Below are 15,182 nucleotides of genomic sequence, written 5' to 3' on the forward strand. Positions count from 1 at the left end.
ATCCTGTATTTGCAGAGCGGTTTTTTCATAACGTTCCTTTTTCAATCTCGCCGGATCAAGTTAAAAGGACCGGTCCTTTTCGAAGCAATACGATAGTCCAGCAGGCCGTGGCCTGTCAAGAACAAACTGCCCGATTCCCGGTGCGGGCGGTTGCCGCTTCTCATTTCCCGGATCTGTGGTATAAGGTCTCCCGGAGAAAAGCCGGGAGGGGCGGAGTCGAACGTGAAGATCATCATTGTCGGGGCCGGCGAGGTCGGCTATCACATCGCGAAAAAGCTGTCGGAAGAGAGGCAGGACGTGGTGCTGATCGACAAGGATCCGGGAAAGATCCGGCGGATCGGCGAGAATCTGGACGTCCAGTCCTTCCAGGGATCCGGCACCAGTCCCCAGGTGCTGCGGGAATCGGGGATCGCGGATGCGGACATGCTGGTCGCGGCCACCGACAGTGACGAGGTGAACCTGATCTCGTGCCTCCTGGCGCGGAGCCTCAACCGCCACATGCTCAAGGTCGCCCGGGTAAAGAACGAGGAATATCTCCGGGAGACGGATCTTTTCCAGAAGGAGCTGCTGGGAGTCGACCTGATCATCAATCCCCAATCCATGATGGTGGAGACGATCCTCAGCCTCATGAAGATTCCGGGGGCTGCCGAAGCCGTCGATTTCGTCGGCGGCAAGGTCAAGCTGATCGGCTTTTTTGTGACCGGCGAATCTCCCTTTTCGGGACAGAAGTTGAGCGCTATCCGGGGATTCGAGGGCAGCGCCCTGGTGGCGGCCATCGTCCGGGGGCACCGGATCCTGATTCCCAGCGGCGGTGATACGATCCAGCCCCACGACCTGGTCTACATGGCGGTCCGGGCGGATCACCTCGACGCCACCCTCGAACGTCTCAACCTGAAAGCCGGACCCGTGAAAAACGTCTTCATCGTCGGCGGTGGGGAAACGGGATACGCCGTGGCCCGGGCTCTCGACGGCCGGGGCCTGAACGTCCGGATCCTGGACCACGACGGGGACCGCTGCAAGCAGATGGCGGCGAGCCTGGACAAGGTCATGGTCATCCGGGGGGACGGGACGGACCGGGATCTTCTCCGGGAAGAAAATGCCGGCGCCTCGGACCTCGTCATCGCCGTCACGGGCGACGAGGAGAGCAACGTCTTCATTTCCCTGCTGGCCAAGGGGCTCGGCGCCCGCCGCACGATCACCCGGGTGAGCAAGCTCAGCTACATGCCGGTCGTTTCCGCCATGGGTCTCGATACGGTCCTGAATCCGAGGATGTCCGCGGTTCGGGCCATCCTTCAGTACATCCGCCGGGGGCGGATCCTGTCGGTCACCCCGCTCCGGGAGGAGCAGGCCGAGGCCATCGAGGCGGAGGCCCTGGAGACGTCGGACATCGTCCGGGCGCCCCTCTCCCGGGTGAAGTTTCCCCGGGGGGCGATCCTGGGGGCCATTGTGCGGGGGGAGGAGATCATCATTCCCCGGGGGAACACGGTCGTCATGCCCAAGGACCGGCTCATCATCTTCGCCATGCAGGACGTCTTCGACCGGCTGGAGAAGCTCCTGACGGTGAAGCTGGAGTATTTTGAATGAACGGGCGGCTCATTGCCCACCTGCTTTCGATCCTGGTTCTCGTCCTGGGTCTGTGCATGGTCCTGCCTGTCCTGGTCTCCCTCTGGTACGGGGAGGCATGTGCCCGGCCGCTGTTTCTCGCGGCAATCCTCACCGGATGCCTGGGCCTCGTCATGAGGGCCGCCTCGGGGCAGCCCGCGGACCGGTACCTGAGCCACCGGGACGGTGTCGCCATCGTCACGGGAGGCTGGGTGCTTGCCGGCCTGGTGGCGACCCTGCCTTACCTCCTGACGGGCGCCATCCCGGATTTTACGGACGCCTACTTCGAGTGCATTTCCGGCTTCACCACCACGGGATCCAGCATTTTCAGCGCCGTCGAGGAGCTGCCCAGGGGCGTCCTCTTCTGGCGTAGCCTCACCCAGTGGCTCGGGGGCATGGGGATCATCGTCCTGTCCATTGCGATCCTCCCCTTCCTTGGAATCGGGGGAATGCAGCTCTACAAGGCGGAGACGCCGAGCCCCGTGGTGGACAAACTGACGCCGAGGATCTCGGACACCGCCAAGGTCCTCTGGAAAGTGTATGTCCTCCTGACGCTGGTGCAGATCATCCTGCTCCTCTTCGGCGGCATGTCCCTCTTCGACGCCGTCTGCCACACCTTCACGACGATGCCCACGGGCGGGTTCTCCACGAGAAATGCCAGCATCGCCGCCTACAACAGCCTCTACATCGAGATCGTGGTGATCGTGTTCATGGTCCTGGCGGGGATGAACTTCGCCCTCCATTACAAGCTCCTCCGGGGCGACTTCCGGTCGGTCCGGAAGGACCCGGAGATCCGGGTCTATCTCCTCATCTTCGCGGGCCTTACGCTCCTGGTGGCGGCAAACCTCTACGGCGGCCGGACGTACCCGTCGGCGCCGGAGGCCCTGCGTTACGCCTCCTTCCAGGTGGCCTCGATCCTGACGACGACGGGCTACGCCACGGCGGACTTCAAGCAGTGGCCGGCCTTTTCCCAAATTGTGCTGCTCCTGTGCATGTTCCTCGGCAGCATGGCCGGGTCCACCGGGGGCGGCATCAAGACCCTGCGCCTGCTCCTGCTCGTCAAGCACGCCTACCTCGAGATCCTCCGCGTGATCCATCCCCATGCCATGACGATTGTGAAACTCGGGAAGACGCCTGTCTCCCAGGGCGTCCTCCGCAGCGTCTGGGGCTTTTTCATCCTCTTCATCGGCATCTACGTCCTGGCGACGATGGTCATGAGCGCCCTGGGGGTCGATTTCATGACCGCCGTTTCCTCCGTGGCCACCTGCCTGGGGAATGTGGGACCCGGGCTGGGCGCCGTCGGGCCGACGGAGCATTTCGGCCACATGCCGGTTGTGGGGAAGTGGGTTCTCATCGCCTGCATGCTCCTGGGGAGGCTGGAGATTTACACGGTGCTGGTATTCCTGATGCCCCGCTTCTGGAAGGACTGACGGGCTGCTGAAAACGGCCGTCTGCTTTGTTCCCCTCATCCCGCACCGCTCGACGTACGAAAAACCCTTCCTTCTCCTGTTGCCAAGTGCGATCTTCCGGGGCGCTGGGGGCTGCCACGGGGATTCCCGCCGTCTTCAGGCGTGGTTGCGGAGCTTCAGCTCTTGCGGGTGGGGGTTCAGGTAGACTTGGTCTTTCAGGTAGGGCTCGTCGAACTTCCGGACGTAGTGGCGGATCAGGGTGACCGGGACGATCAGCGGGATCTCGCCCCGCCGGTAATCTCCGATGACCTCCTGCAGCTCCTGCCGCTCGGCGGCGGAGAGCTGTTTTTTGAAATAGCCCGCCATGTGCTGGAGGACGTTGGCGTTCTTGGCCGGCGTGGCCTTGAGCCGGAGGGCCTCCATCATGAGCTTTTCGTACCGGGCGTAAAGCTCGTCCGCCGGGATCGTTCCGGCCATCGCCACCAGCTTCCCCATCTCGCGGTAGTGCTTTTCGCTGTGGGCGAGGAGGAAAAGCTTGTGGGTCGAGTGGAAACGCACCAGGCTCGACGGCGTCCGGCCCGATTCGTTCAGCTCCTGCCAGCGCCTGCAGGCGAAGATCCGCTCGATGAAGTTTTCCCGGAGGAGCGGGTCCTGGAGGCGCCCCTCTTCCTCCACCGGCAGGAGAGGAAAGCGCTCCATGAAGATCCGGGCAAAGATGCCCGAGCCTTTCCGGATGGTCCGCCCGTCTCCCTCGTCATGGACATTCACCCGCTCCATGCCGCTGGAGGGGGACCTGCTCTTGAAGACGAATCCGCAGAGTCCTTCCTTCTCCAGTTCGGCCACGCGGCGGTCGGCCCAGGCCTCCATTCGGCCGGTGAGATCCCGCCTTGAGCGGGTGGTGACCAGGCGGGGCCTCGCCGGGTCGCCCTCCAGGTGCATCGACTCCCGGGGAACCCCCAGCCCGCATTCCACCTCGGGGCAGACGGGAACGTACTCCACATAGGCTCCAAGGGTGTCCCGCAGGTAGCGGTCCAGCTTGTGGCCGCCGTCGAAGCGGACGTTCTCTCCGAGGAGGCAGGAGCTGATACCGAGGCGGATTCTGTCCATCATTCGTTCCTCCCGGTTCCGCTTCCGGCGGTTTCCTGCTCCCGCCGACGGACCGTATCCGGGCAGCGGCCCGCGGCCAGGGCTGCCTTGGCCCCGGCGCCCGCCGCCACGACAATCTGCTTCATCGCCTCCATCGCCTCGGAAAGCTGCTGTCTGGTGTGATCCTCCATCCGTTCCGGCATGAATCCCCTTCGGAGCCCGGCTGTCAGGATGTTTTCAGGTGCCGGACGCCAGCCTTCCCGGCGGCGACCACTTCCGAGACGGCGTCCAGGAACAGGCCGTGCTCCACGATGCCGGCCCGCGATTCGAGGACCCGGACCAGCTCCCGGAGGGCCATGATGGGGCCGAATCGGCAGTCCATGATCAGGTTACCCTGGTCGGTCTTGAAGAGGCTCTTGTCGGCGTTGCGCCGGAGGGTGACCTTGGCGCCCATGGATTCCAGGAAGTCCAGCTGGGTCCGCCACCCGAAGGGGATTACCTCCAGCGGGACACTCCGTTTCGTCCCCAGCATGGGGGAAAGTTTCGATTCGTCCACGACGATGACAACCCGCCGGCTGGCCTGGGCGACGATCTTCTCCCGCAGAAGGGCTCCTCCTCCGCCTTTGATGAGATTCAGGCTCGGGTCCACCTCGTCGGCCCCGTCGATGGTCAGGTCGATGGAGGGCCGGGCGTCCAGCGTCGTCACCGGCACGCCGTACCGGAGAGCCTCCTCCTCCGCCTGGAACGAGCAGGGTATGCCCGTGATGTCCCGGATCCTGCCTGCATTCAGCCGCTCCGCGATCAGCTTCACGGCGTGGATGGCCGTGCTTCCATGCCCCAGCCCCACCACCATCCCCGATTCGACAAAATCCACGGCGAACGCCGTGGCTTGCCTCTTCCATTCCGCGGTGTCTGTCGTCATGGCATACCCTCCTTGTCCCCTGGTTTTCTTCCGGTCACGAGGAATACCGTAAACTCCCGGATATCGCCCCCTTTCGCCTCCTTCCGGATCCGGGTTGCCGTCAGGGTCCGAACGGATGCAAATCCCGCTGCCGCGGTGTCTCCGGCCAGCGAAGAGCGGTCGAAGCCGAAATGGAAAACGCCCTGGTCGTCGCTGTGGAAGCGTCCCCCCTCCGCATCGAGGTCCGCCAGGGCGATCCGCCCCCCGGGATGGAGGGCGGCGTGAACCCGCCGGAGGAGCGCGGGGATGTCCCGGATGTGATGAAGGGTCATGTTGCTTACGACCAGGTGGTAGGGACCGTCCGGTAAGGGGTCGGCTTCGAGATCCGCCAGCCGGGTCTTTACATTCGTCCATCCTATCCGTTCGATCTTGCCGTTCAGGACGTCAAGCATGCCGCGGGATCCGTCCACGGCGGTCAGCGTCCCGACCTTCGGCGCCAGGATGAGCGTGAGCAGTCCCGTACCGCACCCGAGATCGAGGCAGTCCATCCGCCCGTTCGGCGAAATTTCCCGCATAATCGTTTCGGCCACGTCCCCGGCAAGGCGGACCCGTTCCGGCTTCTCGTCCCAGAACGAGGCGGCCCGGTCGAAATTGCGACGCGGTGTCTCGTCAGATTCGGCCATGGAATTCTCCCGGCATTCGATCGAGGGTTGCTTGAGGGATGCTGCGACTATGGCACACTTTTCGGGGCGTGAAAAGAGTCCGGTCGCCCCGGGCGGCGGCGGACCCGCCGGCGTCAGGCCGGGAGCGACCCCGCGGATGGAGGCGTGCCGCCGTTTTCGGCCGGTCGGCCCTTCCCGCGTTTCAGCCATTGTCCCAGGCGGTCGAAGCAGACGTAGAAAACGGGGGTCACGTAGAGGGTCAGCATCTGGGAGAACAGGAGCCCCCCAACGACGGAGACGCCCATGGACATCCGGGCGTCGCCCCCGGCGCCGATGCCCAGCGCGATGGGGAGGGTGCCGAAGAGGGCCGCCATGGTGGTCATCATGATGGGGCGGAAGCGGATCACGCAGGCCTTGTGGATGGCGCTCCGGGCGTCCAGTTTCTCTTCCTCTTCCGCCACGACGGCGAAATCGACCATCATGATGCCGTTCTTCTTCACCAGCCCCACGAGCATGATGATTCCGACAAAGGCATAGAGGTCCAGCTCCAGGCGGAACAGGAGCAGGGAAACGAGGGCCCCGAAGGCTGCCAGTGGCAGGGCCGAGAGGATGGTGACGGGGTGGATGAAGCTCTCGTAGAGGATTCCCAGGACCACGTAGATGATAAAAATGGTGACGAAGAGGAGGAAACCGAGGCTGCCGAATGATTTCTGAAACTCCTCCGAGGCTCCTTCAAACTGGGCCGTGACAGTCTGGGGCAACACTTCGGCGGAGACGTTCCGGATCTGGGCCATGGCCTGGTCGATGGAGTAGCCCTGCCTGAGGTTGAAGGAGATCGTGGCCGAGGGAAGCTGTCCCGAGTGGCTCACCGTCAGCGGCACCAGCTTTTCCTCCAGGCGGGCGAAGGACTCCAGGGGAACGAGCTTGTCGCGGGAGGATTTGATGTAGACCAGGGAAAGGACGGACGGATCTTCCCGGAAAGCCGGTTCCAGCTCCAGGATCACGTTGTACTCGTTGCTCGTGCTGTAGATGGTGGAAACCTGGCGGGACCCGAAGGACGTGTAGAGACCGTCCTGGATCTGAGAGGCCGTGAGGCCCAGAGATGACGCCTTGTCCCGGTCGATGACGATCCGGATGCGGGGACTCTGGATGTTGAGGTCCGAGTTCACGTCCACGAGGGACGGGAGGCCGGCCATCTTCACCTCGAGGGCCAGGGCCGCCCGGTAGAGGTCCTCCAGGGAGTTGCTCTGGAGGGTGTACTGCCAGGCGGCGGTGGAAGACCGACCCCCGATGGGAATGGGGGGCGGGTTGTAGGGGAAGGCGACGAGGCCGGGGATGCTGTTGAGCTTCGGCCGGAGTTCATTGATGATGTCGGTCACGTTCTCCTTCCTCTTCGAGCCCGGTATCAGGGTGACGAGGGAGAACCCCGTGTTCGACCCCTCCTCGCTGCCGGCGACGGACAGGAGCCCGCGCAGATCCGGGTGAGCCTGGAGGATCCGGTTCACCTGGTCCTGGTGCTCCACCATGTAGTCGAAGGAGGACCGATCGGCAGCCTTCGTGAAGACGAGGAAGTGGTCCTGATCCTGGGAGGGAACGAAGCCCTTGGGAATCCAGAAGAACAGGAGGACCGAGAGGACGAGGATGCCCCCCGTCAGGGCCAGCGTGGCCCGCGGGTGGTTGAGGGGAACCCAGAGGGTCCGGCCATAGAAGTCGGCGGCCCGCCGAAAGAATCGTTCCGATGCCTCCTGGAAGCGTCCTCGCTTGCCTTTCCCGTACCCCCGGAGCAGGTAACTGCAGAGCATCGGGGTCAGGGTGAGGGAGATGAACCCGGAGACGAGAATGGCCACGCCGATGCTGACGGCGAACTCCCGGAACAGGCGGCCGATGATCCCGCCCATGAAGAGGATCGGAATGAAGACGACTACCAGGGAGATGGTCATGGAGAGAATCGTGAAGCCGATCTCCCGCGAGCCCGTGAGGGCCGCCTGCATAGCGTCCTCCCCTTCCTCCATCTTGCGGACGATGTTCTCCATCATGACGACGGCGTCGTCGACGACAAACCCGACCGACAGGGTCAGGGCCATGAGAGACAGGTTGTTGAGGCTGAATCCCAGGAGGTCCATGACGGCGAAGGTGGCCACCAGGGAGAGGGGCACGGCGAGCCCCGGGATGATGGTCGGCAGCAGGGACCCGAGAAACAGGAAAATCACCGCGACGACCAGGAAAATGGTCAGAACCAGGGTGAACTGGACATCCTCGATGGATTCCCGGATGTAGTCCGCCTGGTTGTAGAGCAGCATGAACTCTACGGCCTCGGGGATCATCTTCTGGAGCTGGGGGATCTTCTCCTTCATGTCGGCGGCGATCCGCACCGTGTTCTGGCCGGGCTGCTTGCTCACGGCCAGGATGATGGCATTGTATTCCTTGTCTTTCGTCAGAAACCAGAGCTTCGTCTTCTCGAACTCGATCCCGTCCTCTGCATGCCCGATGTCCTCGATGCGAAGGGGAATGCCGTTCTTGCTGGACACGACGAGGCGGTTGTAGGACCGGGCGTCGGGAAGCTGGCCCGTCGATTCCATCGTGTAGGACTGGAAGGACCCGTCGAGGGTCCCGCCGGGCCGGCTGACGTTACCCTGCTTGATGGCGTCCGTCACCTCGTTGAGGCCGACGCCCCGGGCCGCCAGCTTCCGCGGGTCCAGCCGGACCCGGACGGCCTTCTTCTGGGCCCCCATGACCTTGACCTGCGCCACGCCGTCCACGGTGGACAGGGTGCCGCTGACGAAATCCTCCGCCAGGTCCTGTACGTCCGGCATGGGCATGGTCCGGGAGGTCATGACGAAGTACATGATGGGCTGGTCGGCCGGGTTCGTCTTTGCGTACGACGGAGGCGAGGGCATGTCGGTGGGGAGGAGATAGCGGGCGGCGGAGATGGCCGTGTTCACGTCCTGCGCTGCAGCGTCGATGTTGCGCTCCAGGGAGAACTGGAGGGTGATGGTCGTGCTGCCTGTCCGGTTCGTGGAGGACATGGACTGGAGCCCGGCGATCTTCGTGAACTCCTTCTCCAGCGGTGTAGCCACGGTGGAGGCCATGATCTCGGGACTGGCGCCGGTGAGGCTGGCATAAACCTGGATGGTCGGGAAGTCGACGTTGGGCAGGTTGTTGACGGGGAGATGCCGGTAGCTGTGGATCCCGAAGAAAAGGATGCTCACCATGACCAGGATGGTCATGACGGGCCGGCGGATCCAGATTGCGGAGAGGTTCATCGTCCTGCCTTCAGGGCTTTCCGGCGGTCGCCTTTTTGACCTCTTTGATCTCCACGGGGAACCCCTCCCGGAGTTTCAGGTGGCCGTCGGTGACGACCGTCTCCCCGGGCTCCACGCCCTTGGCCAGGACCGTTTCCGGCCCCACGACGCGGTCCACCGTCACGGGGCGCTGGGCCACCGTCTTGTCCTGTTTGATTACGAAAACATAGTGGCCTTCCTGGCTCTTCTGGACGGCGGGAGACGGCACCACCAGGGCGTTTTTCTGGATCGTGATCTCCAGGGCCGCGTTGGCGAACTGTCCCGGCCACAGGAATCCGTCCGGATTGACGAACTCCGCCTTGAGGCGGATCATGCCGGAATCGGGATCGACGGTGTTGTCGACGAAGACGAGGACCCCTTCCCGGGCATCTTTTTCCTTCCCCGGCAGGGTGGTCGTCACTTTCAGGGACGACTGCCGCATCTGCCGGCGGACGTCGGTCAACTGGTTCTCCGGGATGGAAAAACGGACATAGACGGGGCGGATCTGGTTGACCGTGGTGAGCGTGCCGGTGTTGGCCGTGACGACGGCCCCGGGGTTGACACCGTAGCTTCCCGTCTTGCCTGCGATGGGGGCCCGGATGGAGCAGTACTGGAGGTTCAGGCGGGCCTTCTCGACGGCTGCCCGGTTGTCGCGGACGGTCTGGGACTGGGTGGCTTCCGTTGTCTGGTAACGGTCGTAATCGGACCGGGACACGGCGCCTTTCTCCAGGAGGAAGGCGTAGCGCCGGGCCTCCGCCCGGGAGTTTGCGAACTGGGCCTCCTCCTTGGCCAGCCGGGCCTCTGCCTGCCGCAGCTCCTCGCGGTAGGGGGCGGGATCGAGGCTGAACAGAAGATCTCCCTTCCGGACCTCCTGGCCTTCCCGGAAATGGACGGCCGCGACCTGTCCGGTCACCTGGGGGACCACCGTCACCGTGCGGTATGCCTCCACGACCCCGACGGCCTGAATCTGGACGGGCATGTCTTTGCGGACCGCCTCGCCGGCCGCAACGGGGACCGCAGGCGGTGCATGCTGTGCCTCTTTCCCGCCGCATCCGGCGGCAGAGAGGACGGTGACCAGCAACAAGACGATCCGGAAGAGGGCATTTTTCTTCATTGTTTCATCCCCATGGCCTTCTCGATGGCCGACCGGGCCTTCCGGTAGTCGTAGAGGGCCTGGATGTGTTTCAGTTTCGCGTCGCTGTAACCCACCGTGGCGTCGGTGACTTCCACGGGGGTGCTGAGCCCCGCCGAGTACTTGAGCGTGACGATCTCCAGGTTTTCCTCCGCCTGCCGGGTTGCCAGGGCGGCGTCGGTGATGGTCCGCTCGGCCTTCCCGAGGTTCAGGTAGGCCTTCTGGATCTCCGTGCGAACCTCCAGCCGCTTGGCATCCAGTTGCGCCTGGAGCTTGTTCCGCTTCGCCAGGGCCTCCCGGATGCGGTTCTGTGTGGCCAGGCCCTCGAAGAAATTGACCGATACCGACACGCCGGCGTTCCAGCCACGAGAGAGGGGTCTCTCGCTCCCTTCGTAGGAGTAGGCCGCTTTCCCGCTGAGGCTGGGAAGGTATTCCTTGCGGGCCAGATCGATCCCGCGCTCCTCCATCTCGATCTGCGACGCCAGGGATTTCAGATCCTCCCGCGCCTCGAGGGCCCTTGCCAGGGCGTCGGCGAGGACGACATCGTAGCGCAGGAAGGCCAGGTTGTCCTCGATCCGGTAGGGCGGGGGGGAGGGAAGGCCCATGACCTGGTTCAGGCTGACCCGGGCCAGCATCTCGTCGTTTTCCGCGGTTGTCAGCTCCAGCCGGGCGTTGCTCAGGTCCACTTCCGCCTTGGTCACGTCGTAGCGGGACTTGGTTCCGGCCTCGAAATAGGTCTTTGCCTGGCGGAGATGCGATTCGAACCGTCCGACCTTTTCCGTCTGCACGTCCCGGTTGCGGGAGGTCCGGAGAAGGTCGTAATAGGCCTCCCGGACGGAATGGATCACGGAAACCCGCCGGTCTTCCAGGTCATGCAGGGATGCCTCACGGGACAGGTCCTTGATCCGGACGTTCGTTTCCCGTTTCCCGAAATCGTAGATGTTCTGGGTGAGGGTGGCGGCGGCGCTGTAATAGCTGTAGGAATCCGGGGGGATCTGGGTGTAGGCGTCGGCGGTGTTTTTGTCGTTCGGGTTGAAGCGCGTGTAGCCCCCGGTCACGTCAAGCTTGGGGAAGTATTCCTTCCTTGCCTGCGCCGCCTGGGCTGCCCGGGCCTCCACTTCGTATGCGTAGGCCGCCAGGTCCGGGTGCCTCTTCAGGGCGATCTCGATGCAGCGGGAGAGGGAAAGGGTCTCGCCCTCCCGGATGGACGGCGTTTCCGCCCATGCGGGCATGCCCATGAGGAGAAAAAGCAGGGCGATCAGGAGCAGTGTGGACCGGATGTGGGTTGGACTCATGGAGCGCTCCGTATTTTTCGGACCCGCTGCGGGGAACGGCCTGGATATGGCAGGGACGGGCCACCATATACAACTTTCGCCGGTCGATCAAGAAGCGCCCGATCCCCTTCTCAGTGGAGCAGCATGCCCAGCCGGTCCCAGCGGACCCAGGTGTCGTCCCGGTCCCAGGACCAGTAGATGACGAAGGCCTTGCCCATGACGTCCTTGAGATCGACGAAGCCCCAGAAGCGGCTGTCGTAGCTCTGGTCGCGGTTGTCGCCCATTACGAAGATCGCGCCCCTGGGAACGGTGACGGGACCGAAGTTGTCCCGGGGCTGGATGGACGCTGGGAAGATGACGCCGTCCACATGGATCCCATGGCCGTCGTCCTGGGGCTTACCGTTCAGGAAGACCTTCTTGTTGCGGACCTCCACGGTATCCCCTTCGACGGCGATCACCCGCTTGATGAAGTCCTTGGAGCGGTCTTCCGGGTAGATGAAGACAACGATGTCGCCCCGCTTCGGATTCCCGATGGGAATCAAGGTCTTGCGAACGAAGGGGATCTTGACGCCGTAGAGAAACTTGTTCACCAGGATGTGGTCCCCGATCTGGAGGGTCGGCTTCATGGATCCCGAGGGGATCTTGAAGGCCTGCACGATAAAAGTGCGGATGAACAGGGCGATGAGAATGGCGATGATGATCGCTTCTGCGTATTCCTGAATTTTGGATTTTGGTTTCGACATGATTCCCGCTACGAATAAATGTTGATGAGGGTCACGACGATCATGACCACGGCGGTGCCCGCCTTGGCGAGGATGACCGCGAGTCCTCCCAGGAGAGATCCCAGGCCGGCCCGTAGCGCCGGCCGGATCTTCCGCTGCCGCATCATCTCCACGGCAAAAACGCCGGCAAATCCGCCGGCGAAGGCTCCCAGGACCGTTCCCAGGCCGAACAGAAACGGGGTGAAGAGGAACATGCCCGCGACACTGCCGAGGGCAGCCGCCCAGGCGCCCTTCCTGGAAGCCCCGAATCGGGCCGCGCCGGCGGCACGCAGGGCGAAATCGAGCACTTCCGCCAGGGCCGCCAGAAATACCAGGACCAGGAGGACTTTCCAGCCCAGGGTCGCAAATCCCGTTGCTGCGGCGTACACCAGGGCCGCCGCAAGGATCAGGAACTGACCGGGCAGGCCGAGGAGGGTGGCCAGGAGTCCCGCCAGGGAGACGGCGATGAGAAGAAAAAGGCCGGCCGATTCCAGAAAGGACAAGTTACTTCTTCCTCTTCATCGTTGACGGGCGGAACCTTTCCCAGGCAAGCACGATGGAACTGGCGATGAAAATGGATGAGTAGGTTCCAATCACGATGCCGACAATGAGCGTAAAGGCAAAGTCGTGGATCACCGCTCCTCCCAGGAAGAAGAGCGCCACCAGGACGATGAGGACCGTCAGGGCGGTCAGGATCGTCCGGCTCAATGTTTCGTTCACGCTGGTATTGATCAGCGTGGCCAGGTCCTGCTTGATATTCTTCCGGACGTTTTCCCGGATCCGGTCGAAGACGACGATGGTGTCGTTGATGGAGTACCCGATGATCGTGAGCAGGGCCGCCACGATGGTGAGGTCGAACTCCTTGCCCATGATCGACAGGGCCCCGACGGTGATGATCGTGTCGTGCACCAGGGCGAGGATCCCTCCCACGCCGTAACGGAACTCGAACCGGAAGGCAATGTAAATGAGCATGCCGACCCAGGAGAAGAAGATCGCCAAAAGCGCCTTCTTTGTCAGGTCTTTTCCCACCTTGGGTCCCACGAACTCGACCCGGCGGATGTCGAAGGTCCCCGCCCCGAGGGCCGCTGTCAGGGCTTCCTGGATCTTTTCGCTGGTGCCCTTGATGTCGGTGGATGTTTCGGCGACGCGCACCACCACTTCATTCTCGCCATACTGCTGGATGATGCTCCCCTCCAGCCCGATGGGCTTGAAGGCCGCCCGGATCTTCTCCGGCGCCGGTTCCTGCTGGAACTTGATCTGGATGATCGTCCCCCCGGCGAAGTCGATGCCGTAATTGAGCCCGCCGTGCCAGATGACCGAGGCGATGCTGATTACGATCAGCGCCAGGGATATGCCGAAGGCGATTTTCATCTTGCCGACGAAATCGAAGTTGGTTCCCGCTTTGATCAGTTCCATGCGGTGCTCCTCAATGCAGAAAAGTGCGGCCGGGGCGCTAGCAGGCCCGGATTCATACGCTGATCCTGGAAATTTTCCGGTTCCAGACGAAGTGGTCGAAGACGATCCGGGTCACGAAGACGGCGGTGAACATGCTCGCGATGATACCGATGGTGAGCGTTACGGCGAACCCCTTCACGGGACCGGTCCCGAAGCCGAACAGGAACAGGGCGGCGATGAGGGTCGTCACGTTCGAGTCGAGGATTGTCAGAAAGGCTTTTCCATAGCCCGCCTCGACGGCCATCTTGGGCGTCTTCCCGTTCCGCAGTTCCTCGCGGATCCGCTCGAAGATGAGCACGTTGGCGTCCACGGCCATGCCGATCACGAGAACGATTCCGGCGATGCCCGGCAGGGTCAGCGTGGCCTTGAAGGCCGCCAGGGTTCCCATGAGGAGGATGATATTGAGGATGACGGCGCTGTTGGCGATGACGCCGGACCACTTGTAGTAGATGCCCATGAACAGGATCACGAGCAGGCCGCCGATGGCGACGGACCAGAGCCCCTTGTTGATGGAATCCTGGCCCATGGAGGGTCCCACGGTCCGCTCTTCGAGGATGACGACCGGCGCCGGCAGGGCGCCCGCCCGGAGGACGATGGCCAGGTCCTTGGCCTCGTCCATGGTGAAGGTCCCCGTGATCTGGGCATTGCCTCCGGAGATCTTTTCCTGGATCACCGGCGCCGAATGGACGACGCCGTCCAGCACGATGGCGAGCCGCTTCTTCACGTTTTCCCCGGTGATCCGCTCGAACTCGGTGGCGCCCTGGCTGTTGAACTTGATCGCCACATAGGGCTCGCCGAAGCGGTCGCTGATCTTGACCTGGGCGTTTTCCAGCGCTCCGCCGGTCATGAGGGTCTTGCTCCTGACGAGGTAGGGAACCTCGACGCGGCGTCCCGATTCCGGCTCCACCTTGTAACCGTGAGCCAGGACGCTCCCCTCGGGGACGCTGCCCCGGAGGGCCTCATCGAGGGAATGCTCCTCATCGAGAAGCTTGAATTCCAGGAGCGCCGTCTTGCCGATCAGGTTTTTCGCCCTGGCGGGGTCCTGGATGCCGGGCAACTGGACGACGATCCGGTCGTCCCCCTGGGGCATGATTTCCGGCTCGGAGATGCCGAACTGATCCACGCGGTTGCGGATCGTCTCCAGGCTCTGCTCGACGACGAACTTCTTCATCTCCGCCGCCCGCTTGTCCCTGATCTTCAGGGTCACCAGATCGCGCCCTTCCCGGGTCTCCGACTTGGCCACCTCCATGTCGGGGTAGCTGTCCTTCAGGATCTTGTCGAAGGCCCCCCGGGAGGCGGGATCGGGTAACTCCAGGCTGATGACCGCCTTCGCCCGCTCGATGTTGCGGAAGCGGACGCGCTTGTCCATCAGGGTCTCCTTCAGGTCATTGGCGATGCGTTCCGCCGTGCCTTCCAGGGCCTTTTCGGTATCCACCTCCAGTACCAGGTGCATCCCTCCCTGCAGGTCCAGCCCCAGGTGGATCCGGTCCGAAGGCAGGTTTTTCTTCCAGAACTCGGGAAGGTCCGGGACCAGGGTCGGTGTCAGGTAAAACAGCGCCCCCAGGCAGATGAGAACGGTAATGGCAACACGGATGCGGATGCTCTTGATCATGGCAAAC

General features: G+C 63.3%; 13 protein-coding genes. 2 read left to right on the forward strand and 11 right to left on the reverse strand.

Annotated elements, in window-relative coordinates; all coding sequences use genetic code 11:
- The first annotated feature begins 222 nt into the window (after positions 1-222).
- Together trkA and HPY65_02545 are read left to right on the forward strand one after the other, a co-directional pair.
- Entirely contained in the window at positions 223-1,584 is a 1,362-nt protein-coding gene (trkA, locus tag HPY65_02540; GenBank protein ID NPU83340.1) for a Trk system potassium transporter TrkA, read from the forward strand.
- Positions 1,581-3,032 (forward strand): TrkH family potassium uptake protein, encoded by a 1,452-nt coding sequence (locus HPY65_02545; GenBank protein NPU83341.1) that lies wholly within the window; start codon positions 1,581-1,583, stop codon positions 3,030-3,032. Before trkA ends, HPY65_02545 begins: the two co-directional genes overlap by 4 nt.
- Before the next feature lie 135 nt (positions 3,033-3,167).
- Here the strand turns inward: HPY65_02545 and HPY65_02550 are convergent, their stop codons facing one another.
- The 11 genes from HPY65_02550 to secD all read right to left on the reverse strand — a co-directional run bounded on the left by HPY65_02550 (position 3,168) and on the right by secD (position 15,175).
- The gene (locus HPY65_02550; protein ID NPU83342.1) at positions 3,168-4,121 is read right to left on the reverse strand and encodes a DUF523 and DUF1722 domain-containing protein; all 954 of its coding nucleotides are present in this window, start codon (positions 4,119-4,121) and stop codon (positions 3,168-3,170) included.
- Positions 4,118-4,300, reverse strand: coding sequence for a hypothetical protein (locus HPY65_02555; protein ID NPU83343.1), 183 nt, complete (start codon positions 4,298-4,300; stop codon positions 4,118-4,120). Before HPY65_02555 ends, HPY65_02550 begins: the two co-directional genes overlap by 4 nt.
- Before the next feature lie 23 nt (positions 4,301-4,323).
- Entirely contained in the window at positions 4,324-5,019 is a 696-nt protein-coding gene (gene rpiA, locus HPY65_02560) for a ribose 5-phosphate isomerase A (protein NPU83344.1), read from the reverse strand.
- Positions 5,016-5,681 carry a class I SAM-dependent methyltransferase gene (locus HPY65_02565; protein ID NPU83345.1) on the reverse strand — a complete coding sequence of 222 codons (666 nt, stop codon included), beginning with the start codon at positions 5,679-5,681 and terminating at the stop codon, positions 5,016-5,018. Before HPY65_02565 ends, rpiA begins: the two co-directional genes overlap by 4 nt.
- A gap of 113 nt (positions 5,682-5,794) precedes the next feature.
- Positions 5,795-8,923: an efflux RND transporter permease subunit gene (locus HPY65_02570; protein NPU83346.1), complete on the reverse strand. Its 3,129-nt coding sequence runs from the start codon at positions 8,921-8,923 to the stop codon at positions 5,795-5,797.
- 10 nt (positions 8,924-8,933) lie between these two features.
- Positions 8,934-10,055 (reverse strand): efflux RND transporter periplasmic adaptor subunit, encoded by a 1,122-nt coding sequence (locus HPY65_02575; protein ID NPU83347.1) that lies wholly within the window; start codon positions 10,053-10,055, stop codon positions 8,934-8,936.
- Entirely contained in the window at positions 10,052-11,368 is a 1,317-nt protein-coding gene (locus HPY65_02580) for a TolC family protein (protein ID NPU83348.1), read from the reverse strand. Before HPY65_02580 ends, HPY65_02575 begins: the two co-directional genes overlap by 4 nt.
- A 110-nt stretch (positions 11,369-11,478) precedes the next feature.
- Positions 11,479-12,090: a signal peptidase I gene (lepB, locus tag HPY65_02585; GenBank protein NPU83349.1), complete on the reverse strand. Its 612-nt coding sequence runs from the start codon at positions 12,088-12,090 to the stop codon at positions 11,479-11,481.
- Between the two features lie 8 nt (positions 12,091-12,098).
- Complete coding sequence (locus HPY65_02590) at positions 12,099-12,611, reverse strand: DUF456 domain-containing protein (GenBank protein NPU83350.1); 513 nt, start codon at positions 12,609-12,611, stop codon at positions 12,099-12,101.
- Between the two features lies 1 nt (position 12,612).
- Positions 12,613-13,524, reverse strand: a complete 912-nt coding sequence (gene secF / locus HPY65_02595) for a protein translocase subunit SecF (protein ID NPU83351.1) — start codon at positions 13,522-13,524, stop codon at positions 12,613-12,615.
- 52 nt (positions 13,525-13,576) lie between these two features.
- The gene (gene secD / locus HPY65_02600; protein ID NPU83352.1) at positions 13,577-15,175 is read right to left on the reverse strand and encodes a protein translocase subunit SecD; all 1,599 of its coding nucleotides are present in this window, start codon (positions 15,173-15,175) and stop codon (positions 13,577-13,579) included.
- Positions 15,176-15,182: the final 7 nt, after the last annotated feature.

It is taken from the genome of Syntrophaceae bacterium (assembly GCA_013177825.1).
Classification (GTDB): domain Bacteria; phylum Desulfobacterota; class Syntrophia; order Syntrophales; family PHBD01; genus PHBD01.

Excerpts from the sequence above, each read along its gene's own strand:
- HPY65_02545 (NPU83341.1), top strand. The coding sequence starts at position 1,581 with ATGAACGGGCGGCTCATTGCCCACCTGCTTTCGATCCTGGTTCTCGTC.
- HPY65_02550 (NPU83342.1), bottom strand. The coding sequence starts at position 4,121 with ATGATGGACAGAATCCGCCTCGGTATCAGCTCCTGCCTCCTCGGAGAG.
- HPY65_02555 (NPU83343.1), bottom strand. The coding sequence starts at position 4,300 with ATGCCGGAACGGATGGAGGATCACACCAGACAGCAGCTTTCCGAGGCG.
- rpiA (NPU83344.1), bottom strand. The coding sequence starts at position 5,019 with ATGACGACAGACACCGCGGAATGGAAGAGGCAAGCCACGGCGTTCGCC.
- HPY65_02565 (NPU83345.1), bottom strand. The coding sequence starts at position 5,681 with ATGGCCGAATCTGACGAGACACCGCGTCGCAATTTCGACCGGGCCGCC.
- HPY65_02570 (NPU83346.1), bottom strand. The coding sequence starts at position 8,923 with ATGAACCTCTCCGCAATCTGGATCCGCCGGCCCGTCATGACCATCCTG.
- HPY65_02575 (NPU83347.1), bottom strand. The coding sequence starts at position 10,055 with ATGAAGAAAAATGCCCTCTTCCGGATCGTCTTGTTGCTGGTCACCGTC.
- HPY65_02580 (NPU83348.1), bottom strand. The coding sequence starts at position 11,368 with ATGAGTCCAACCCACATCCGGTCCACACTGCTCCTGATCGCCCTGCTT.
- lepB (NPU83349.1), bottom strand. The coding sequence starts at position 12,090 with ATGTCGAAACCAAAATCCAAAATTCAGGAATACGCAGAAGCGATCATC.
- secF (NPU83351.1), bottom strand. The coding sequence starts at position 13,524 with ATGGAACTGATCAAAGCGGGAACCAACTTCGATTTCGTCGGCAAGATG.
- secD (NPU83352.1), bottom strand. The coding sequence starts at position 15,175 with ATGATCAAGAGCATCCGCATCCGTGTTGCCATTACCGTTCTCATCTGC.